Source organism: Niveispirillum sp. CC-CTL257, assembly GCF_059489915.1.
The window spans coordinates 1632346-1653993 of the sequence record NZ_JCAJXE010000001.1; the positions used below are offsets into that span (position 1 = coordinate 1632346).

The window sequence follows — 21648 nt, forward strand, 5'->3', positions numbered from 1 at the left end:
TCATTCGTACCGCAGCGCGCGCACCGGCTTTTCAACGGCAACCCGCGCCGCATGGCCGGCAACCGTGGCCCAGGCGATGATCAAGGCCCCCAGACCCGCCGCCACGAACAACAGCGGGTCGAGTGCGACACGATAGGCAAACCCCTCCAGCCAGCGGCTAAGCCCGAACCACGCCACCGGCCATGCCACCAGATTGGCGATCAGCACCGGGCGCGAGAATTGCCAGACCAGCAGGCGCACAAGGTCCCCGACACTGGCACCCAGCACCTTGCGGATGCCGATCTCCTTGGTCCGGCGTTCAGCCGTGAAACTGGCCAGACCGAACAGGCCCAGGCAGGCGATGACCACGGCCAGCCCCGCGAAGGCCGCGAACAGTTTGCCCTGGCGGACATCCAGCGCGTAAAGCTGTTCGATCCGTTCATCCAGGAACTGCCGGCGCACCGGCACCTCCGGCACCATTTCGCGCCACAGGGCATCAATCCGGTTCAAGACAGCGGGGGCCGCATCCGGCTTGATCCGCACCATCAGCGTGCCGATCTGGCCCTGGTCGATCTGATAGACGGACGCGACAGTACGGTCCCGCGCCGTGCGGTATTGCAGGTCATCCACGACGCCGACGATGGTCAAGGTCACATCGCCCTCATCCTGTGGATAGAGCAGGGTGCGGCCAATGGCGTCCTGCGGGCTGGCCCAGCCCAGCTGCCGCACGGCCGACAGCGACAACACGGCGCTGGCCGTGCGGCCATCCATGCGCTGTCCCTGCGGCACATCGGCGGCGGCCTCTGCCCCGTATTTCTCATCAAAGGTGCGACCGGCCAGCAGCCGGGCACCGAGCGTTTCGAAATAGCCGTAATCGACATTGTCAGTGCGGATGGTGACGGTTGTATTCTGACCATCGTCGGTGCGGCGATAACCGCTGGTGGTCTCCGCCCCATCGGAAGGAACCCAGGGGGCGCCCGCCGCCGCGATCACACCGGGATCGGCCAGCAGCCGCTGTTTCAGCGCCGCCAGTTTCGGCTTAGCCGCCTTATTGTCGGCACCGCGCAGCAGCACGACATTATCCTTGTCGAAACCCAGCTGCTGGCTGCTGGCATAGCGCGCCTGTTGCAGCACGACCAGGGTGCCGACGGTGAGCGCGATGGCCACCGCAAACTGCGCCACCACCAGAATGGTGCGCAGCCGCCCGCCACCGGCATTGCCCTTGCTGTTGCCGCGCAACACATGGGCGGGCCGGAAGCCGGACAGGACCAGGGCCGGATAAATCCCGCCCAACACCCCCAGCACAAAGGCCAAGCCAGCCACGATGACGGCCATGGCCCAAATCTCGCGATAGGCGGGATCAATGGTGACCGACATCGCATCCTGGAACAGAGGCAGCGTCATCTCCACCACCGCCAGCGCCATCAAGCCTGACAGGAAGGTCAGCAGCAGGCTTTCCCCCAGGAATTGCAGCACCAGCAGCCGGCGCGGCGCGCCCAATGCCTTGCGCATCGCCACTTCACGCGCCCGCATGCTGGCCCGCGCCGTCGCGAGGTTCACGAAATTCACCGCCGCAATGGCCAGGATGACAGCCGCCAGCGCCGTCAGGCCGGAGATGACGGCCATGCTGGTCCCCTCATCATCGGAAAGGGGGGCGGTGTGGACATCACGCAACCTTTGTAGCGTCAGGACGTTGCGGTCGCCCTGGCTTTCATCCTCCACCGCATTCGGATTATTCCGGCGCACGAAGTCGGGTAACGCCGCATCCAGCCGCGCGACGTTAGTGCCAGGGGCAAGACGGACATAGGTGTCGATCCAGTTCCAGTTCCACTGTTCCCGCGCGCGGTCAATGGAGGGCAGCGGCGTGGACAGGGCGATCAGCGCCTCTGGCCGGTGGGTGACATTGACGGGCGGATTTTCGATCACGCCTGTCACACGCAGGGTGATGCCGGACCCCAGCTCGATGGTCCGGTCCAGGACATTGGTGGTCCCAAACAGCTTTTCCGCCGTCGCCACGGTCAGGACGGCGCTGTTGGGCTGTGTCAGGGCCGATGCCGGATCGCCGGACAGGAAGCGCCAGTCGAATATGTCGAAATAATCGGGGTCCACGGCGGAGAACAGCTGATAGAGGCTGTCCCCGTCGCGGCGCACCACCTCCCGCACGCGGGCCACACGGACCGCCTGCACCACCTCCGGGAAGCTCTGTTTCAGGGCGGGTGCCAGGGGGATGGCCTGCGAAGGGGTCGGTTCCGGCGCCCGGCCATTGATCAGCAGGATACGGTTGAGGCGCCAGGTGCTGTCGACATTGGCGAACCGGTCATTGAATGACAGCTCATGCCGGACAAACACGGCAATCAGCAACGCCGCCGCCAGCCCCGCCGTCAGGCCCAGCACATTGATCGCGGTATAAAGCTTGTGCCGCAACAGATTGCGCACCGCCACCATCATCCAGTTCCGCAGCATGGCCCCTCTCCCCCCGTGTCAATGCTGATTGGTCACTCGTGCCGCAGCGCCTTGATGGGCGGCGCCATGGCGGTGCTGGCGGCGTGGCCGGCGACGGTGACCCAGGCGATGATCAGCGCCGTCAGGCCCGCCGCCACGAAATAGGCCGGTGACAGGTCCACACGCTGTTCAAACCCGTCCAGCCAGCCGCGCAGCAGCCACCAGGCGATGGGCCAGGCGACGAGGTTGGCGATCATAACGGGGCGGGAGAATTGCCAGACCAGCAGGGCCACGATCTGCGTCACCGTCGCGCCGAACACCTTGCGCAGGCCGATCTCCTTTGTCCGCCGCCGGGCCGCGAAGCCGGACAGGCCATAGAGACCCAGGCAGGCCACCAGGATGGCGAGGCCGGAGAAGGCGGCGAAGACGGTCGCCTGTACCCGTTCCTCATTATACTGGGCGGCGATCATGTCCTCGACAAAGGCGGCGTTGAAGGGCCGGTCATTGATCATGCGGGCCCAGAGCGACTGCACCTGTGACAGCAGCGCCGACGGGTCACGCCCGTCAAAGCGGATGGAGAGCGTGTCGAACAAAACTTCTGCCTGGAACATCACCGTCGGCTGAAGGCCGTATTTCAAGGAGCGGAAACGGATGTCCGGGATGACGCCGACAATGGTCAGGTCAAAGGGCGAATTGCCCAGTGTCTTGGTCTTCAGCACGCGGCCCACCGCCTCTGCCGGGGTAGCGAAGCCCAGCAGGCGGGCCGCCGCCTCGTTGATCAGGGCCGTGGCTTGGCCCGTCTCTCCGTTCGCCGGCGGACGGATAAGGTCGGTGCCAAAAGACTGGCTGAAGACACGACCGGCCACCGGGGCAACCTTGTACAGCTCCAGAAAGCCGTCACCCAGGCTTTGATAATTGATCACCTGCCCCTTTTCGCCGGAGCCTTCCAGCGTGAAGATCATGTTGTTTTCGTTATTGTCGGTCGGCACGTCGGAGGACAGGGCCACATCCGTCACGCCGGGCAGGCGGCGCACCTGTTCCATCACCGCGTCGCGCGTGGACTGGAACCCCGCCCCGCCCAAGTTGCGCAGGGCCAGCACATGCTGCCGGTCAAAGCCCAGTTCAGCGTTGGTCGCGAAAATGGTCTGGCGATAGACGACCAGGGTGATGATCGACAGGCCGATGGCAACAGCGAACTGCATCACCACCAGCAGTTGCCGCAGCCGCGCGCCACCGCCATCGGCCGCATCCTCGCCCTTCAGGATGCGGGCCGGCTGGAAGCCCGACAAATACAGGGCCGGATAGGCCCCACCCAGCAGGGTGACCAGCAGCGACAGGCCCAGCAGCGCCGACAGGAACAGAGGGTCGAACAACGGGATGGACAATTCCTTGCCCGTGATCCCGTTGAAAGCCGGCAGCGCCAGTTCCATCAGGCCCAGCGCCACCAGGATGGACAGCACCACCATGACCGACCCTTCGGTCAGGAATTGCGCCACCAGCGACCGGCGGCGCGCACCCAGCACCTTGCGTACCGCCACCTCACGCCCGCGCAGGGAGGAGCGGGCGATAGCCATATTGGTGAAATTCACACATCCCAGCGCCAGGATCAGCAGCGCCACCATTGACAGGGCCAGCACTAGCCCGGCATCGCCCGCTGGCTTCATATCGCCGATATCGCCGGCCTGCTGTTTGGCATGCAGGCGGATATCGCGGATGGGCATCAGGAATTGATGCGTGCTGTCGGACGTGCGGACGCTGTTATTCTTATTGGGGATCATCCGGTCGATGAAGGCCGGATTATCGGCGGCCAGCCGGGCGATATCATCGGCCCGGCGCAGCTTCAGATAGGTGAAGACATTGACCGAGGTCCAGGTCTCCAGAAGGTTGGGAAAGCCCGCCAGACGCTGCGGCACGATGGGGGCCAGCATCTCCACCTTCAGATGCGTGGTGCGCGGCAGGTCGGCGATGACCGCCGTGACACGATGGTCATACCGGTCCGGGCCGACACAGCACAGCGTCAGGGTGCGGCCAATGGGATCGGCATCGCCGAAATATTTGCGGGCCGTACTTTCCGTCAGAACCAGCGAGGATGGATCGGTCAACGCGGTGGCCGCATCGCCTTCCAGGAACTTGACGCCGAACAGGGAGAGGGCCGTGGCATCGGCATAGGTCACTGTCTGGGGGATGGCACTGCCATCGCGCAGGATGGAGGTGTCATAAGGGAACATGCGGGCCGCCAGTTCCACCTGCTCGGGATAGCTGGCGGTGAAGGCCTCCATCATCTTGCCGGCCGAACGGACGGTATTGAAGGGGGCCCGTCCCGGTATCTCATAGCTGGTATGGACGCGCACGATGCGGTCGGCATCGGGCACCCAGGCGTCATAGGACAGTTCGTCCCGGACATGCAGCATGATCATCAGGCAACTGGCCAGACCCACGGCCAGACCGATGACATTGATGGTCGTATAGAGCTTATGCCGCAGCAGATTGCGAACGGCCACCAGGACCCAGTTCTTCAGCATGATGGTGCCCTCCCCCTTCTTCGTAAATCCGTCACTCGTAACGCAATGCCTTGACCGGCTTGGCCTGGGCCACGCGGGCGGCGTGCAGGCCGACCGTCACCCAGGCAATGGCCAGCGCCACCGACCCTGCGGCCAGGAACAGCAGCGGGTTCAGGTCGATCCGGTAGGTAAAATCCGACAGCCAACGGTCCATGCAGAACCAGGCCACAGGCCACGCGATCAGGTTCGCCACCAGCACCGGCTTGGAGAACTGCCAGACCAGCAGGCGGACAATGTCCGGCACACTGGCCCCCAACACCTTGCGCAGGCCGATCTCCTTGGTCCGGCGTTCGGCGGTAAAGCTGGCCAGACCATAGAGGCCCAGGCAGGAGATGAAGATCGCCAGACCCGCAAAGGTCGCGAACATCTGTGAGGTCTTCTGTTCGCGCTGATACTGGTTGGCGATATTGACATCGAAGAAGCTGCGCTCGATGGGTCGGTCGGGGACCAGTTCGGCCCAGACGTGATCGACCTTGTCCACCACCGCCTGCAACTGACCGGCCTTGGCACGCACGGCCATGGCATGGTGGCGGCCTTCGTCGCTGATATACATGACAGGGCGGATCGGTTCGCGGATGGAGCGGTAGTGGAAATCCGCCACCACGCCGATAATGGTGCCCGACAGATAGGAGACGGGGCTGTCCATGATCTTGACCTGCTGTCCCAATGCCCCCTCCGGGCTTTGGAAGCCCAGGGTCTTCACAGCGCTTTCGTTCAGAATGACGCCGGCGGGCAGGAAGATTTCCTTGGTCCCTTCCGGCGGCGGCTTGTCTTCCTTCATCCAGTCGGGACGCTGAACCATATCGGTGGCACGATCCCGATCGAAGGAACGGCCGGCGACCATGCGCATGCCCAGCGCCTCGAAGAAGCCCGGACCGACACTGTCCTGACGCATCACGACATCATCGGGTGCGCCGCCCGTCAGGGGCTTGATAATGGTGTTATTTTCCCCGCCATCGCCGGGAATATGGCCCGCCACGCCGACGCCCACGACATTGGGATCGGCGCGCAGCATATCCATGAAGGTCTGCGTCTTCTCCTTGACGCCATCATCCCGGAAATGCCCGATGATCATGACATTCTCTGTGTCGTATCCCAGGTTCTTGTGCTGGGCGTAGACGAACTGACCATAGACGACAGCAGTGGCGACCATCAGGGCGATGGAGATCGCGAACTGCACCACGACCAGCACCGCGCGCAGCCGACCAGAGCCGCCGGCGGTGCCGGCCCCAGCGCTTTTCATGGTCTGGGCCGGGTTGAAGGAGGACAGCAGAAAGGCCGGATAGGCACCGCCGCCGACACCGACCAGCAATACAAGCCCAACCAGCATGGGCAACAGCATCGTGTCATGCCGTAAATCCAGCGCCAGCTCCTTGCCCAGGAAGCTGCTGAAGCCCGGTAGCGATATTTCGACGAGCGCGATGGACAGCAGCAGGGCGAAGAAGGTCATCAGGACACTTTCGCCTAGGAACTGCACCACCAGCTGCGTCCGGCTGGCCCCCACCACTTTGCGCACGCTCACTTCACGCGCGCGTTGGGTAGCACGGGCGGTCGCCAGATTCATGAAGTTGATACAGGCGATGACCAGAATCAGGAAGGCAACCGCCGTAAAGGTAGCCAGTTCCGTCTGGCTGATGCCCGGCGTGACATCGCCGCCCAGGGGTTCCGTATGAATGCTGGTCAGGGGGCGCAGGTCGGGAAAGGCCAGTTCAGCCAGATCAATAGGACCCTGCGGCGTCTGCAGCGGCGTGAAGGTGCGCTTGACCCAATCCCGCATGCCGGCGCGCAGCGGTTCCACCGAAGCACCGGGCTTGAGCCGCAGGTACGTCATGCCGTTGGAATTGCCCCAGTTCTTCTCCTGCTCGATCATCCAGGTGGCGGTCGGGTTGCTCAACGGCAGCAGCACCGCGAAGTCCAGATGGGTGTTGGGCGGCAACTTGGCCACCACCGCCGTCACCTTCAGCGCATGCTTGTGATCAAGCGTCAGCATCTGCCCCACAGCCGGCTCGTCGCCGAAATATTTACGGGCGATATCCTCGGTCAGGACCACGGAATAGGGATCGGTCAGCGCCGTGGCGGCGTCGCCAGCGATCAGGCGGAAATCGAACATCGTCAGGAAGTTCGCATCAACCGTGACCGTCCATTCATAAAATTGCCGGTCACCCGCCGACAGGATGTTGCGGCCCTGCGTGAAGCGGACGAAATCCTCCACCTCTGGATGGGCATTCTTGAAGGCCGGGCCGAAGCCGTGCTGGACATAGGCACTGCGCTCCGGCTTGCGGCCCGGCACATGCCATTCCATGGTTACCTGATAGATACGGTCCGCATCCTTGAAGAACCGGTCGTAATTCGTCTCGTTCCGGACGAACAGCAGGATCAGAAGGCAGGCGGCAAGCCCCACGGCCAGGCCGGACAGGTTCAATATAGCGTGCAGACGGTGGCGCAGCAGGTTGCGCAGGGCCACCATGATCCAGTTGCGAAGCATTTCACTCCCCCCTTCGCGAAGCACGCCCCGTACTTGGCCAAAAGCTGGATCGACATGGCCCGGTCCCCACCAAGCCATGCCGATCCTCTTCTCACCTCACTCGTACCGCAGCGCCGTCACGGGCTTGGCCTGGGCCACACGGGCCGCGTGCAGGCCGACCGTGGCCCAGGCGATCAGCAGTGCCACCGCACCGGACGCCACGAACAGCAGCGGGTTCAGGTCGATGCGGAAGCTGAAGCCGTTCAGCCACTGATCCATGAAGTACCAGGCGGCGGGCCAGGCAATCAGGTTGGCGATCAGCACCGGCTTGGAGAACTGCCAGACCAGCAGGCGGACAATGTCCATCACGCTGGCGCCCAGCACCTTGCGCAAGCCGATCTCCTTGGTCCGGCGTTCTGCCGTGAAGCTGGCCAGACCAAACAGACCCAGACAGGCGATCAGGATGGCCAGACCGGAGAAGGCGGCGAACATCTGCGAGGTCTTGGCCTCACGGACATACTGACGCTGGATCCGATCATCCAGGAACTGCTGATTCAGCGGACGGTTGGGGAACATGTCACGCCACACACGTTCGATCTCCCGCATCGTCTTCTGAACATCGCCAGCCTTCAGACGAACCAGCACGTCGGAGAAACGGTCCCGGTCGATGACGAACATGGCCGGGGGGATGGGGTCATGGATGGAGCGGAAGTGGAAATCCGCCACAACGCCGATGATGGTCAGCTTGTTGGTGCCGTCATCGTCGGCCCCAACCTCAAACTGCTTACCCACTGCATCCTGGTTGCTGGTGAAGCCCAGACGCTTCACAGCAGCCTCATTGATGATAACGGAACCGGGATAGACGCGGGAATTGCCGTCACCTGCCGGTGCCTGTGCCGGATCGACCAGCGGCGGCAACTGATCGGCAGGGCGGTTGCGGTCAAATTCGCGACCGGCCACCAGCTGCAGGCCCAACGCCTTCACGAAGTCCCAATCAACACCACCCTGGCGCAGCACCAGCATCTGGTCAGGATCGGCACCCGGCAGACGAACATTGGTGTTGTTCTCGCTGCCGTCACCGGGCGTGCTGTTGCTGCCAGACACGGCGGCGACACCATCCAGCTTGGCCAGCGCCTCGACCAGCGTCTCCTGACGCGCCCGGTCGGTGGCACGCGGGAAGCCGCGCACAACCAGGGTGTTTTCCTTCTCAAAACCCAGATTCTTGTTCTGGGCATAGAGAAGCTGACCATAGACGACGGCGGTCGCGACCATCAGGGAGATGGAGATGGCGAACTGCACCACCACCAGCGCCATGCGCAGTCGGCCAGAGCCACCGCCAACGCCGGACGATGCACCCTTCAGCACGCGGGCCGGATTGAAGCCCGACAGGAAGAAGGCCGGATAAGCGCCACCTGCAACACCCACGATCAGGGCCAGACCCAGCAGAGCCGGCCCCAGCAGCGGGTCGGTGAACAGGTTGAAGGTCAGCTTCTTGTCCAGGAAGGCGGAATAGGCCGGCAGGGCCAGTTCGACCAAAGCGATGGACAGGACCAGACCGATCACCGTCAGCAGCAGCGATTCACCAATGAACTGCATGATGATCTGGCCGCGGCTGGCGCCCACCACCTTGCGCACGCTGACTTCGCGGGCGCGCTGGGTGGCGCGGGCCGTGGCCAGGTTCATGAAATTGATCGACGCGATGGCCAGAACCAGGGCCGCGACCGCCGCGAAGGTAATGATCTCCGCATAGGAAGTGGCGGGACGCATGGAGGACATCACCGGCTCGGTATGAATGTCCTTCAGATTGCGCAGACGCGGCGTGAAAATCTCACCCAGCATGACATTGCCGGTCGGGGAATTCAGCGTCGGGGCCGTCGTCTTGAACCAAGCGGGCATGCGGTCGCTCAGCGCCTTGCCGTCCACGCCCGGTTTCAGCCGGACATAGGTTTCACAGCAGACGCCACCCCAGTTGGTTTCCATCGCCCGCATCGTCTGGCTGACCGCGGCATAGGGGCGGATGATTTCCAGGTTGAAATGGGTGTTGGACGGCATGTCCTGGATAACGCCGGTCACCTTGGCGGGTGCGGACCCGTCAATGTCCAGCGTCTGGCCCAGCGCATCCTGGTCCTTGAAATATTTACGCGCCATGCTTTCGGTCAGGACGATGCTGTTGGGATCGTCCAGCGCCGTCATGCGGTCGCCGCGCAGGAACTGAAAGTCGAACATCCGGAAGAAGTCCGGGTCGACGGCGCGCGCGGTTTCGGAAAAGCTCTCGCCACCCTGCTTGATGACGATGCTGTTCTGCACCACCCGGGCGGTCATCTCCACCTCTGGCAACCCTTCCTTCATGGCGGCGGCCAGGGGTAACATGGCGACAGCGAAATTATCGACCTGACGGCCCGGCAGCTGGGCCTTGAACGCCACCTGATAGATGCGGTCGCTGTCGGTGAAGAAGCGGTCGTAGGATGTCTCGTTACGCACGAACAGCAGGATCAGCACGCAGGTCGCCAGACCCACCGCCAGCCCCGTGACGTTGATCGCGGAATAAAGCTTGTGTTTCAGAAGGTTGCGCAGGGCAACCATCAGGTAGTTCTTCAACATGGCAGATCCCCCCGGATGCCGTGGACGGCGATCATCAGGCAGCGCGCAGGTTCTCGGCCACGACCTGTCCGTCGAACAGGTTGATGATGCGCGTCGCATACTGGGCGTGCGGCATGGAGTGAGTGACCATGACGATTGTGGTGCCTTCGGCGTTCAGGTCGGTCAGCATGCGCATGACCTCGTCACCATTGGCGCTGTCCAGGTTACCGGTCGGTTCGTCGGCCAGCAGCATCTTGGGCTTGGCAACGACGGCGCGGGCGATGGCCACGCGCTGCTGCTGACCACCCGACAGCTGCTGCGGCAGGTGGCTTTCGCGATGCGCGATATTCACCTTCTCCAGCGCCGCCTTCACCCGCTCCTTACGCTCGCGCGCCGGGATGTCGTGATAAAGCAGGGCCAGTTCGACATTCTCGAACACGGTCAGCTCGTCGATCAGGTTGAAGCTCTGGAAGATGAAGCCGATATTCTTCTTGCGGATATCGGCCAGCTTGCGCTCGCCATACTTCGACACTTCCTCGCCATTGAACCAGTACTGGCCGCTGCTGGGCGTATCCAGCATGCCGACAATGTTCAACAGGGAGGACTTGCCGCAGCCCGACGGGCCCATGATGGCGACGAATTCGCCGTCACGGACATGGATATTCACCGAATTCAGCGCCGTGGTTTCCACTTCCTCGGTGCGGTAGGCCTTGACCAGATCGACCAGCTTCAACATTCCCTTGTTCCTTCCTGCTGTGAATTTCACGCTACGTTTGCGACATCGCCCAGCGCCGCCTTTCGGCGTCACCAAGCCTCAATTCAACTGGATACGGTCCATGCGGATCATGTCGCCATAGGCCGACGTGACCACCCGTTCCCCCTTATCCAGGCCGCTTTTCACCTCGATCACCTGGGCGTTGCGGCGGCCCAGTTGCACATTGCGCTTGGTGGCGTATTTGCCGTCGGGACCGACGACGAACAGCCAGGCGCCGCCCGTGTCCTGATAGAAGGCACCGTTGGGGATCAGCAGTGCCGTGGTCGTGTCACCCAGCTTCAGACGCAATTGCAGGCTCTGGCCGGGACGGATGTCCTTGGGCGCGTCGCCGGCAAATTCCAGTTCGACCTTGAACTGACCATCGCGCACCTGCGGGAAAATCTTGGCGACGCGCAGCATGTAATTGCCCGACCCGATGGCGGCTTCCGCCGTCTGGCCCGTCGCCAAACGCGGCAGGTAGAATTCATCCACCTGGGCCACGACCTTAAACCCGTCCATACGGTCGATGCGGCCCAGCCGCTCACCCCGGGTCTTGTTCTGCCCGACCTCCGCTTCCAACGAGGTCAACTGACCATCGACGGGGGCCTTGACGATGAGGTTGTCCAGGTTGCGGCGGGCGAATTCCAGATTCTCCTGCAGCTTGCTGGTGCTTTCCTTCAGCTTGTCGAACTGTTCCCCGCGCAGCCGGTCGGTGACGTTCTGCGTTTCCTTCAGCACGTCGCGGCGGCGCAGCAGATATTCATACTCGTCCTTGGACTCATCATACTGGGCCTGGCTGATCGCCTTGCTCTTGATCAGTTCGATCCGGCGGTCCAGCGTGCGCTTCAGCTGCACCAGCTTATACTCGACTTCCACCAGGCTCTGCCGGTTGTTCAGGCGGGTGACTTCCAGGTTCAGCTCAACGGTGCGCAGCTGGTTCAGCTGTTCGATCACCTGCGCTTCGCGGCTGATCACCTCCAATTGCAGGTCCGTATTGGTCAGTTCCAGCAGCGGCTGGCCCGCCTTGACGAACTGCCCCGCCTCGGCGAAGCGACGCTCCACCCGGCCACCTTCAACGCTGTCCAGGAAGATGCTGGTCAGCGGTTCCACCGAGCCGCGCACGGGGATGAAATCCTCAAACTGACCTTGATTGACGGTGGAGACAATCAGCCGATCCTCCGCCACGCGCACCGTCTGCCCACCCGTGCCGCCAAACGCCATGTAAAGGCCGCCGGCCCCGACCAGCAGGGCGACAGCCGCGCCCGCAATGGCCTTCTTGTGCTTCTGGAAACCCGTCTTTTCGATCCGGCGATCCATCGCCATGATGCCCACTCCCTACCCTTGTATGGTGCCGTTCAGGCCAGCCAGTTGATCAGCACGGCCAGCATCAGGCCGGCCAGCCACAGGTCCGGATTGACGCTGAGAACGGCGTCCTCGATCCGATCCATCAGATCCGTTGCTTCGCCGATCATTTCAAACTGCTGCTGCGCCTGACGCATGATCATTCCCCATCACCTGCCGCCGGTCCCGTTTCCCGGCGTTTCGCGCTTCTACTGGCAAGGGGCGTGCCACGATTAAAATCGTTTATTTTCAATTGGTTAATTTGACATCATTGTTGTTCGGAAATGAACAGTGTCCGAATTCGAACAGAGCGCCTGCTAAAGACGGACACTGGACGAACTACCGCTTTTTAGGTAAATCTATGGGGTTAATGTCCGTGGGAAAAAGTCTCACGCCGTTAATACCGATTTTCAGCAATGTTGAATGTCGGTGGGGCAAGAGTCGGCCAAAGGCAGGCGAAGACGATGGGGCAAATGTCGGTCAATCTGCCGGCAACTTTGCGCAGCACGACAACGTTGCTGCAAACCCTTTCGGCTGACCGCAGTTCGGCACTGGACCGCCTGTCGACCGGCCTTAAAATCAACACCGCCATCCAGGGACCGCAGCAGTTTTTCGCCTCACGCGGCCTTGCCCAGCGCGCCAGCGATCTCGAAGGGCTGAAATCCGGAATGGCGCAGGCCATCTCCACGGTACAGGCGGCCAGTGCCGGTGTTGCCTCCGTGAAAGGCTTGCTGGATCAGGCGCGCGGTCTGGCTACCGTGTCACTTGCGACACTGGACAATACGCCGACAGCCATCGCCATGCGCCGCGAACTGGCCGAACAGTTTGACGGCATTCTGAAACAGATCGACCGGTTCGTATCCGACAGTTCCTATGGCGGCAAGAACCTGCTCATGTCCCGCCCACCCAGCTTTGCCGCCACCGACAAAAGCATTCGCAATGCCGGCGACATCACCGGCATCGACAAGGCCGCGATCAGCAGTGTCACGGACGCTGACAGTTATCGCGTGGTTGTGAGCGGGGATGGCGAGATTTCGACCGATGCAACGGATTTGATCCGGGCCCAGGAAACTTTGGGCCTTGCACAACTCAGCCTCACCGGCTTCAACAGCGCGACGCAGGGCCGTTTTGACGATATCAAGTTCGAGTTGCACGGAAAGCCCGGCCGCGACGCGAAACTGGTTGTCCTGGATGGCGATGAAAGTTGGACAACGACCTACACCCAAGAACAACTGACGGCATTAGCCACATCGGGCACCAAGCTCAGCGTCAGCCACAGCTTCAACTCCGGTGCCAACATCAACCTGCTGATCGACGGTAAGTCGATGGCCGAGGCGTTGCAGTCCAGTGGCGTTGTGAGAACCAGCATCGCGCGTGACGTCAATCTTACGATCAGCGTGACGAACAATCAGGGCATAACGTTGGAACGCGGTGCCGCCACCCAGGACAGCTCAATCCGCTTGCAGGATGGCGAAAACAGTTTCCGGTTTCCGGCGGGAACCGTCCGCTTGATGGTCGATCCGAAGACCATTCAGGGGGCTGCTGAAACGTCGGGCGGCATCACGGGCGAGATGGGATCATTTACCGGCGCCATCAGCTTGGGCCGCCCATCGACAGAAGATCTGGAAGATACAAAGGTCAAGCTGGAAGCGGCACGGTCTGGCTTTGGCACCGGCGCCTTTGTTCTGAACCAATATGTCAGCATCGGCTCGGGAGGAGCCACTTGGTCCCAGATCAACGGCAATCAGTCCGTTGCCACCATCGGGGGAACCGGCACCACAGCCAGCAAGGGCAGCATTGCGATTTCCCCAGGAGCCCTTGCCGGAAGCACCAGCAACGCCGTATTTCTCTATAATCGCAGCGCCGGAGCCGGCGGATTGACCACCGTCGCTGACGGCGATTTCGACGCCGGTGAGTTCGCAAACCCCTACACACAGGGATGGAAGCAAAGCGCGCAACTATCCTTAACGTATGGTGCCATCATAGGCGACAAGCGAACCGTCAGCATCAGCGACGGGCTGGGCGGAACCTTTAATGGATCGATTACCGACAAGGGTGATGGTCAGCCCGTGATTGTCACCCTGCAAGGCGGCACCAATAGCGGTGCTACCATTGGGCTGTTCAACCAGAGCGGTGCTGCGGGAAGCCGGCTGATTGACGTGCATGTGGGCCTTAACTCCTATGCGGTCGCCGATGACGCCACCAGTGCCGCGGCCAGCAGCTTCAACAACCTGGAAGCCTGGTCGGGGTTCGGCAAGGATGCCAATGTCAGCGTTTCGGTCGGCGCCAACAACAGTGCCGGCGCGGGCCTGCGGACCGTATCGATCACGCATACCGCCATGGATGGCAGCATCTCCGCCACCGACAACCTGACCATGGGCAACGCGGCAGCGACCGTTAGCACCACGCTATCCACCGGTGCCACGGTACAGTTTGACGCCGCCACTGGTCCCGGAAACTACTCCTGGCGGGTCGCCGCGATGAGCAGCACCGCCAGCCGTGCAGCTGAATTGGTCATCCGCAGTTCATCCAAAGGCGAAAAGGCCACGATAGCCACAGAACAGGTCAGTGTCGGCACGGCCGAAAACGACCTGAATGTCGCCCTGAACACCAATGGCAGCAGCATGCTGGAGATCAAGGCCGTCAACCTGGGCAGCGGGCCGCTGGGACTTGGCATCGACAACGCCGCCAATGGTTGGCGTGACCGCACTGATGTGAACGTCGCCATCCAGGATCTGGAACGCGCAAATGTCCGGCTGATGTCATCATTGCGCAGTCTGGATACGAATATGGATATCCTGAACACGCGCGCCGACTTCACCAGCGAATTCGCCGATGTCCTGCAGGATGGTTCGCGCAAACTGGTCAGTGCGGATCAGAATGAGGAAAGCGCCAAGGTCCTGACCGCCAATGTGCGCAGTCAGCTTGCCAGCATCATGGTCAGCCTGATGGGACAGCAGCAGCAGCGCATCCTGAGCCTTTTCTAAGGCGTAGCATCAAACGGTGGGATGGTCCGGGCGCCGGGCGGCGGGCCAGGCGTCGCCCTGATCCTCAATCCGACATTCGATGCCGGCCCCTTCCAATCTTATATCGGCCCCGCCCGACAGGCGCAGCAACAGCGCGCCGTCCACCGGCTCCAGGGTCAGCAGCGACAGGAACTGGCCGCGCTGCGTCAAGTCCACACCCCGCCGTTTCACCCGGTCAACGCCCGTGAACCGAACCGCACAACGGATGCGGGTCGGCCCCTCTCCACCTTCGTCCGGGGTGGGGCCGCCATCGGGGGTGGGGCCTTCCCACTGATAACGGCTGGCCAGCAGCACGAACAGCCGTTCGTCGGGCAGGAAGGCGATATCGGCGATGGGGATAATGGCGTCCTGCAACAGGGCGGAAACCACCCGCAGATCGTCCGCATCCACCGCCTTCAGCCTTACTGCCGCGTTCATGTCCTGCTCTCCACCACAATCCAGGGACAAAATACGGGGGTACAGGGCACTTGCCAAGGACAAGCCCTTGATGGCGCGCGCGGCTTTTGTCAGAATCCCCATCGCCGCCCACCCATGCGCGCAACAAGGATTGGCCGCGCTGGCGACGGGGGCGGGATATTGGTAGTTTCCCGCGCATGTTCGGGCGTGCGGCCCGGACGCCCCTTTCATCGCCCGTCAGGACCCGCTCCCATGAAGTTCTTCGTCGATACCGCCGACCTCGCCGAAATCCGCGATCTGGCCGATACCGGCCTGCTGGATGGCGTCACCACCAACCCGTCGCTAGTCGCCAAGGCCGGCCGCAACTTCGTGGAACTGATCGCGGAGATCTGCGACGTCGTCGAAGGCCCGGTCAGCGCCGAAGTGGCCGCCACCGACTTCGACACGATGCTGAAGGAAGGCCGTTATCTGGCCCAGATCGCCCCGAACGTGGCGGTCAAGGTGCCGCTGACGCCCGCCGGTCTAAAGGTCTGCCGCACGCTGGCGAACGAAGGCACCATGGTCAATGTGACCCTGTGCTTCTCCGCCGCGCAGGCCATCCTGGCCGCCAAGGCCGGTGCCGCCTTCATCTCCCCCTTCGTGGGTCGCCTGGATGATATCGGCCAGAACGGCCTGAACCTGATCCAGGAAATCGTCGAGATTTATTCCAACTATCCGGCCTTCACGACCGAAGTGTTGGTGGCATCGGTGCGTAACCCCATCCATGTCGTGGAATCGGCCCGCATGGGTGCCCATGTCGCCACCATGCCGCCCAGCGTCATCCGCCAGTTGGGCAACCATGTCCTGACCGACAAGGGTCTGGCCACCTTCGTGTCCGATTGGGCCAAGACCGGCCAGACCATCCTGGACCAGCCCCTGCCCAAGCGCGGCTGATCCGGCCAAAGAAGGTCGGGCTTCAACAACCATAATAAATAAGGATGGAGGAAAGGCCGCATGACCACCGGACCCGGACAGATCACCACCAACCCGATGGATGAACTGACGGCCGAGGATGTGGCGGCCTTTCTGATGGACCATCCTGATTTCCTGGCGCGGCGGCCCGACCTGCTGCGCCATCTGCTGACCCCCGCCGCCCCGGAGATGGGCCAGGGTATCGTCGATATCCGCGAACGCATCCTGGAAAAGCTGCGGGGTGAGGTGGGGCGGCTGTCCGATCAGCAGCAATTGCTGGTCGATACGACCCGCGCCAACATGATGAACCTGCGGCGTGTCCATGCCGCTGTCCTGCATCTGCTGTCCTGCCGGGGGCTGGAGGCGATGGTGCAGGCCATTACCGGTGATCTGGCCGTGCTGCTGGATTTGGACGGTGCTTCACTTGTCGTGGAACAGCCCGATGGCCCCATCGCCAGCATCGGCCCCGCCGGCCTGGGCATGGCCCACCATGGCACCATCAACCGCGTCATGGGCCGCGCCGATGTGGCCCTGCAATCCGACATTTTGGGATCGGTCGAGGTCTGGGGCCATCAGGCCGGCCTGATCCGCAGCCAGGCCCTGGTGCGCCTGCGCCTGGGCGATGGTGAAGATGCCACACCGGCCCTGCTGGCCTTCGGTTCCGCCGAACCCGACACGTTCCATCCCGGACAGGCAACGGACCTGCTGCTGTTCCTGTCCGGTGTGGTGGAACGGGTCATCGCCGCCTATCTGGACCCGGCATGGTAAGCGTCAGCCTGGGCTTTGCGGCGCAGGCCGATCTGCAGGACGCCATCGCACGGTGGCAACGCTGGCTGGTATCCGAAAAGGGCGTCAGCCCGGCCACCATCCGCGCCTATAATACCGATCTTGCCGGCTTTCTGACCTTCATGGCCGATTATCGGGGACGGGCACCAGGGTTGAACGACCTGTCCTCCCTGAAGCTGACCGATTTCCGGGCGTGGCTGTCGTCACGGGCCGGGGACGGGGCGGGCGCGGCGACGCGCGCGCGCGGGCTGGCGGGGGTGCGCAACCTGTTTCGCTGGCTGGACCGGGCGGGCATCGTCCATAATCCCGCCATCGGCGGCCTGTCCAGTCCCAAGGTGAAGCGCCCCCTGCCCCGCCCCTTGACCGCACCGGACGCCGCGAGCCTTCTGGATGAGGCGGCAAGCCTGCCCGACGCCCCCTGGATCGGACTGCGCGACCGGGCCTTGTTCACCCTGCTGTACGGCTGTGGCCTGCGTATTTCAGAGGCGCTGGCGCTCAACCGCAGCGACCTGCCGCCGGGGGCGGCGACCGTGCGCGTGCTGGGCAAAGGGTCGAAGGAACGGCAGGTGCCGGTGCTGCCGGCCATTCACGAAGCGTTGGCGACCTATCTGGAGGCCTGTCCCTGGCAGGGAAGCGACGCGATTTTTGTGGGCAGCCGGGGCGACCGGCTGAACGCATCGGTCGCGCGCAAGCAGATGCAGGCCCTGCGCGGCGCCCTGCAACTGCCCGACAGCGCCACACCCCACGCGCTGCGCCACAGTTTCGCAACGCATCTGCTGGGCAGCGGTGCCGATCTGCGCGCCATCCAGGATTTGCTGGGCCATGCCAGCCTGTCCACCACCCAGCGCTATACCGATGTCGATACGGAGAAACTGCTGGCCGTCTATGCCGACGCGCATCCGCGGGCGCGGGGGTGAGCCAGTCGAAGACCCACCGGATCAATTGCCGGCCTGAACGGGTTGATTAACCCATCGCCCAATCGGCAATCGCCGCCGCATGGATGGCGGTCGTGTCGAACAGGGGCAGATCCGTATCCTGCGGCCCGATCAGCATGGTGATCTCGGTACAGCCCAGGATCACCCCCTGCGCCCCCGCCGCCCGCAGCGCCGTGATGATGCGTTTATAGCTGTCGCGGGAGCTGTCCTTGATCACCCCCCGACACAATTCCTCATAGATGACGCGGTGAACCTCGGCCCGGTCCGCCTCTTCAGGCGTCAACACGTCTAGGCCGCCCGCGGATAGCCGGGCGCGGTAGAAATCCTGTTCCATGGTGAAACGGGTGGCCAGCAGCGCCACGCGCGACAGGCCCGCGGTGCGGACCGCCGCCGCCGTCACATCCGCAATATGGATCAGGGGCAGGCCCGTGGCAGCCACCACCTCATCCGCCATCTTGTGCATGGTGTTGGTGGCAATGGCCAGGGCCCCTGCCCCCGCCGCCTTCAGGTCGCGGCCAGCCCCCACCATCATGGCGGTCAAACCGTCCCAGTCGCCCGCCGCCTGCATCGCGGCGACGGGCGCGAAATCGACAGAATGGATCAGCAGCGGGGCCGAGGACAGGCCGCCTTGTACTGCGCGCACCCGTTCATTGATCAGCCGATAGTAAAGCTGGGTGGATTCCCAGCTCATGCCGCCGATAATGCCGATACGTCGCATGCTGACTGCCTTGCAGAGGATTGAAGCTCCCCCTGCTTGGCGCGGATGACGCCCCGCTGCAATGGCGAACTTGTCCTTAAGACAAGCTCAATCCAGGTCCATTTCCAGGGTCAGGGGCTGGTCGGTGACGTCAATCTTGGCGTCTTCGAAGACGGGCGGGCCCATGCTGCCCTTGGCATCGCGGCTGACGGCCCAGGGTTCACTGGGCGCGCCGAACATGCCCCGGTCCAGCTTGGCATTGTCATTCACGTCCTGATAGGCGGTGGCGGCATAGGTGCCGGGGGGCACATCCTTGAAAACAAGGGTGACCTTGTCCTCCTTCGCCACCGCCTTGTCCCGCAGGGTGCAGCGTTTCAGAAACTCCGCCTGCGTGCAGAGCTGTACGAAGACGCCACGGCCATTGGGTTCGGCGTCTGTGACAATAACTGTCACGTCACCGGCTATGGCCGCCGGCACCATGGCGGCGGTGAGAAGGGAGCACAGAAAAGCGGAAAGCACGACGCGGCGCATCTTTGAAAGGTCCCGTGGTTGGTGTGGATGGACCATCCCATCCCCCGACCGACCGGGACCGGTAAAGTGCAGCTTCGTGCAACCGGCGGCGCGTTTCGCGAAAGCCGTTTCGCGAAGCGTGAAACGTGCAGGCTCAGGCGGCGCGCGGCAGGGCGGCGGGTTCCAGCATCATGGTCAGCGCCGAACCGCCCTGATCCATCGCCTCCAGCGCCAAGGAGAAAGCATCGGCAGGGGCCAGCTGGAAGTCGCAATGGACCTCCCCACCGTCGAAGCTGACCAGTGCTTGCAGCCGACCCGCGATGCGCAGCATGCGGTGATTGTCGCCCAGGCAGTAAAGCTCCAGCCCCCGCACAGACCGGTTGCGGGCCATGGTAAAAGCCCGGCGGACCAGCATGCCGCCCAGGCCCTGGTTCTGCCACGCCGCCTCAATGGTGATCGCCAGTTCGGCGTGCGCCCCTGCCAGACGCAGTTCCACAGCGCCGCGAACCTCCCCACCGATAATGGCCGCCAGAATGATGGACCGGGTCCAGTCAATCCGACCCACATGCGCACGCACAGCGTCATCGCTCAACCCGCCCATGAAGCGGGCGCGACGGTCGGAAGATGATAGGCGCAGCAGATGGACAGTGTAGCGGGCGGCTTCGGTCGGCAGCAGGGGACGGAATACGGTCATCGCGGTAAACCTTGGAACAGATGAAGAAAAGGCCCTTCCGCGTCCCCCACCCTGTTCACCTTCCCGCCTGGCCTTGGGGCGCGGGATTGTTCTTGTGCGGTGCAATATAGGGGGTGAATACGCGGCTGTGAAGATTGGGGCTGCCATGCGGGAAATGCGGTCCCGGCGGGGGCCGCACCAACATCGTTGCATCCTTGTCCGCCCCCGCTATCCTGCGAACGCAGATCGGCAGCAGGCGGATATCATGAGCATCTGGGGCAAGGTCATCGGCGGCGCGGCGGGTTTCGCGATGGGGGGGCCGCTGGGTGGCCTGCTGGGCGCCCTGGCAGGCCATGCGGTGGATGAGTTCCGGGGTACGGAGCCGTCTCCACGCGGTCCCGATGAACAGGCCCGGCCCGACCAGACACAGACCATCGCCTTCACCGTCGGCGTCATTGTCCTGTCGGCCAAGATGGCCAAAGCCGATGGCGTGGTGCATCGAGTGGAGATTGAGGCGTTCAAACGCATCTTCCATGTACCCGATCATGAGCTGCGCAATGTCGGTCGCCTGTTCGATGCGGCCAAGCGCGACAGCGCCGGGTTCGAATCCTACGCCAAACAGCTGGCGCAGATGTTCCATGACCGGCCGGAAGTGCTGGAGGAGTTGCTGGCCGGCCTGTTCCATATCGCGGTTGCCGACGATATCGTGCATCTGGCCGAACTGGCCTTCCTGCGCCGCGTGGCCGAGATTTTTGGCTTCCCCCCGGACGAGTTCGAACAGGTCTGGCGCCAGCACGGCACGCGAATTGAGGGGGCAAACGCGCCGGAGGATGATCCACACGCCATCCTGGGCGTGGCCCGCGACGCGGATTTCGCCACCATCAAGGCGGCCTACCGCAAGCTGATGCGCGAAAACCACCCCGACGCGCTGATCGCCAAGGGCATGCCCCAGGAATTCATCGATCTGGCGCACGAAAAAACGGCGGCGCTGAACGCCGCCTATGAAAAGCTGGAGCGGCAGATGCAGGGGAAGTGATCCCCCGCACTGTCCATATCAGTCGCGGAAATTGATGTATTGCAGCGGCTGTTCGATTTTCAGCCCCTTGACCAGGGCGATGCAGGCCTGAAGGTCATCGATCTTCTTGCCCTGCACGCGCAGCTCATCACCCTGGATCGAGGCCTGGACCTTCATCTTGCTGTCCTTGATGGCCTTGTTGATTTGCTTGGCCAGGGTCTGGTCGATGCCCTGCTTGACCTTCACGGTCTGACGCAGGGTGCCGCCAGCGGCGTTTTCTTCCTTGCCCCAATCCAGGCAACCCGGGTCCAGCTTGCGCCGCACGAAATAGCCCTTCAGCATTTCCGTCAGCTGCGCCAGCTTGGTGCTGTCCTCGGTATGGATGTGGATTTCGTTCTCCTTCTCCTTCAACTCCATCGTGGATTTGGAGCCTTTGAAGTCGAAACGCGTCTGCAATTCGCGCAGCACACCCTGCACGGCATTGTTCACTTCGGCGATGTCGGTTTTGGAGACGATATCAAAGGTGGGCATGGGTAAA

Annotated in this window: 17 protein-coding genes; 5 read left to right on the plus strand and 12 right to left on the minus strand. The window is 62.9% G+C overall.

Annotated features, from left to right (window positions below):
• From ABC729_RS07805 to ABC729_RS07835, 7 genes are all read right to left on the minus strand, one after another.
• The gene (locus tag ABC729_RS07805; RefSeq protein WP_495607061.1) at positions 1-2442 is read right to left on the minus strand and encodes an ABC transporter permease; all 2442 of its coding nucleotides are present in this window, start codon (positions 2440-2442) and stop codon (positions 1-3) included.
• 32 nt (positions 2443-2474) lie between these two features.
• Positions 2475-4943, minus strand: a complete 2469-nt coding sequence (locus ABC729_RS07810; protein WP_495607062.1) for an ABC transporter permease — start codon at positions 4941-4943, stop codon at positions 2475-2477.
• Between the two features lie 31 nt (positions 4944-4974).
• Positions 4975-7467: an ABC transporter permease gene (locus ABC729_RS07815; protein WP_495607063.1), complete on the minus strand. Its 2493-nt coding sequence runs from the start codon at positions 7465-7467 to the stop codon at positions 4975-4977.
• Between the two features lie 96 nt (positions 7468-7563).
• Positions 7564-10047, minus strand: a complete 2484-nt coding sequence (locus ABC729_RS07820) for an ABC transporter permease (protein ID WP_495607064.1) — start codon at positions 10045-10047, stop codon at positions 7564-7566.
• Positions 10048-10081: 34 nt separating this feature from the next.
• Complete coding sequence (locus ABC729_RS07825) at positions 10082-10762, minus strand: ABC transporter ATP-binding protein (RefSeq protein WP_495607065.1); 681 nt, start codon at positions 10760-10762, stop codon at positions 10082-10084.
• Between the two features lie 78 nt (positions 10763-10840).
• On the minus strand, positions 10841-12103 hold the full coding sequence (locus tag ABC729_RS07830; protein ID WP_495607066.1) for an efflux RND transporter periplasmic adaptor subunit: 1263 nt from the start codon (positions 12101-12103) through the stop codon (positions 10841-10843).
• A gap of 32 nt (positions 12104-12135) precedes the next feature.
• Positions 12136-12285, minus strand: a complete 150-nt coding sequence (locus ABC729_RS07835) for a hypothetical protein (protein ID WP_495607067.1) — start codon at positions 12283-12285, stop codon at positions 12136-12138.
• 309 nt (positions 12286-12594) lie between these two features.
• On the opposite strand from ABC729_RS07835, the gene ABC729_RS07840 reads away from it, so the two are divergent.
• A complete protein-coding gene (locus ABC729_RS07840) occupies positions 12595-15108 on the plus strand; it encodes a flagellin N-terminal helical domain-containing protein (protein ID WP_495607068.1) in 2514 nt (837 codons plus the stop codon).
• A 9-nt stretch (positions 15109-15117) separates the two neighbouring features.
• Here ABC729_RS07840 and ABC729_RS07845 read toward each other — a convergent pair whose 3' ends face one another.
• A complete protein-coding gene (locus ABC729_RS07845; protein WP_495607069.1) occupies positions 15118-15564 on the minus strand; it encodes a DUF2948 family protein in 447 nt (148 codons plus the stop codon).
• Positions 15565-15795: 231 nt separating this feature from the next.
• On the opposite strand from ABC729_RS07845, the gene fsa reads away from it, so the two are divergent.
• The 3 genes from fsa to ABC729_RS07860 are packed head-to-tail and all read left to right on the plus strand — an operon-like array spanning position 15796 to position 18197.
• A complete protein-coding gene (gene fsa, locus ABC729_RS07850; protein ID WP_495607070.1) occupies positions 15796-16476 on the plus strand; it encodes a fructose-6-phosphate aldolase in 681 nt (226 codons plus the stop codon).
• Between the two features lie 60 nt (positions 16477-16536).
• Positions 16537-17262 (plus strand): DUF484 family protein, encoded by a 726-nt coding sequence (locus ABC729_RS07855; protein WP_495607071.1) that lies wholly within the window; start codon positions 16537-16539, stop codon positions 17260-17262.
• A complete protein-coding gene (locus ABC729_RS07860) occupies positions 17256-18197 on the plus strand; it encodes a tyrosine recombinase XerC (RefSeq protein WP_495607072.1) in 942 nt (313 codons plus the stop codon). Before ABC729_RS07855 ends, ABC729_RS07860 begins: the two co-directional genes overlap by 7 nt.
• 46 nt (positions 18198-18243) lie before the next feature.
• On the opposite strand, the gene ABC729_RS07865 is transcribed toward ABC729_RS07860, so the two are convergent.
• From ABC729_RS07865 to ABC729_RS07875, 3 genes are all read right to left on the minus strand, one after another.
• The gene (locus tag ABC729_RS07865; RefSeq protein WP_495607073.1) at positions 18244-18933 is read right to left on the minus strand and encodes an aspartate/glutamate racemase family protein; all 690 of its coding nucleotides are present in this window, start codon (positions 18931-18933) and stop codon (positions 18244-18246) included.
• An 87-nt stretch (positions 18934-19020) separates the two neighbouring features.
• Positions 19021-19443, minus strand: a complete 423-nt coding sequence (locus ABC729_RS07870; protein WP_495607074.1) for a DUF2141 domain-containing protein — start codon at positions 19441-19443, stop codon at positions 19021-19023.
• Positions 19444-19576: 133 nt separating this feature from the next.
• Positions 19577-20116 (minus strand): GNAT family N-acetyltransferase, encoded by a 540-nt coding sequence (locus ABC729_RS07875; protein ID WP_495607075.1) that lies wholly within the window; start codon positions 20114-20116, stop codon positions 19577-19579.
• A gap of 244 nt (positions 20117-20360) precedes the next feature.
• Here ABC729_RS07875 and ABC729_RS07880 point away from each other — a divergent pair, with 244 nt between their 5' ends.
• Positions 20361-21131: a TerB family tellurite resistance protein gene (locus ABC729_RS07880; protein ID WP_495607076.1), complete on the plus strand. Its 771-nt coding sequence runs from the start codon at positions 20361-20363 to the stop codon at positions 21129-21131.
• An 18-nt stretch (positions 21132-21149) separates the two neighbouring features.
• Here the strand turns inward: ABC729_RS07880 and ABC729_RS07885 are convergent, their stop codons facing one another.
• Complete coding sequence (locus ABC729_RS07885) at positions 21150-21641, minus strand: YajQ family cyclic di-GMP-binding protein (protein WP_054166042.1); 492 nt, start codon at positions 21639-21641, stop codon at positions 21150-21152.
• Positions 21642-21648: the final 7 nt, after the last annotated feature.

Coding starts and splice junctions, on each gene's coding strand:
- ABC729_RS07865 (WP_495607073.1), bottom strand. CDS start 18,933: ATGCGACGTATCGGCATTATCGGCGGCATGAGCTGGGAATCCACCCAG.
- ABC729_RS07875 (WP_495607075.1), bottom strand. CDS start 20,116: ATGACCGTATTCCGTCCCCTGCTGCCGACCGAAGCCGCCCGCTACACT.
- ABC729_RS07870 (WP_495607074.1), bottom strand. CDS start 19,443: ATGCGCCGCGTCGTGCTTTCCGCTTTTCTGTGCTCCCTTCTCACCGCC.
- ABC729_RS07845 (WP_495607069.1), bottom strand. CDS start 15,564: ATGAACGCGGCAGTAAGGCTGAAGGCGGTGGATGCGGACGATCTGCGG.
- ABC729_RS07880 (WP_495607076.1), top strand. CDS start 20,361: ATGAGCATCTGGGGCAAGGTCATCGGCGGCGCGGCGGGTTTCGCGATG.
- ABC729_RS07860 (WP_495607072.1), top strand. CDS start 17,256: ATGGTAAGCGTCAGCCTGGGCTTTGCGGCGCAGGCCGATCTGCAGGAC.
- ABC729_RS07805 (WP_495607061.1), bottom strand. CDS start 2,442: ATGCTGCGGAACTGGATGATGGTGGCGGTGCGCAATCTGTTGCGGCAC.
- ABC729_RS07830 (WP_495607066.1), bottom strand. CDS start 12,103: ATGGCGATGGATCGCCGGATCGAAAAGACGGGTTTCCAGAAGCACAAG.
- ABC729_RS07835 (WP_495607067.1), bottom strand. CDS start 12,285: ATGATCATGCGTCAGGCGCAGCAGCAGTTTGAAATGATCGGCGAAGCA.
- ABC729_RS07820 (WP_495607064.1), bottom strand. CDS start 10,047: ATGTTGAAGAACTACCTGATGGTTGCCCTGCGCAACCTTCTGAAACAC.
- fsa (WP_495607070.1), top strand. CDS start 15,796: ATGAAGTTCTTCGTCGATACCGCCGACCTCGCCGAAATCCGCGATCTG.
- ABC729_RS07825 (WP_495607065.1), bottom strand. CDS start 10,762: ATGTTGAAGCTGGTCGATCTGGTCAAGGCCTACCGCACCGAGGAAGTG.
- ABC729_RS07815 (WP_495607063.1), bottom strand. CDS start 7,467: ATGCTTCGCAACTGGATCATGGTGGCCCTGCGCAACCTGCTGCGCCAC.
- ABC729_RS07855 (WP_495607071.1), top strand. CDS start 16,537: ATGACCACCGGACCCGGACAGATCACCACCAACCCGATGGATGAACTG.
- ABC729_RS07885 (WP_054166042.1), bottom strand. CDS start 21,641: ATGCCCACCTTTGATATCGTCTCCAAAACCGACATCGCCGAAGTGAAC.
- ABC729_RS07840 (WP_495607068.1), top strand. CDS start 12,595: ATGTCGGTCAATCTGCCGGCAACTTTGCGCAGCACGACAACGTTGCTG.
- ABC729_RS07810 (WP_495607062.1), bottom strand. CDS start 4,943: ATGCTGAAGAACTGGGTCCTGGTGGCCGTTCGCAATCTGCTGCGGCAT.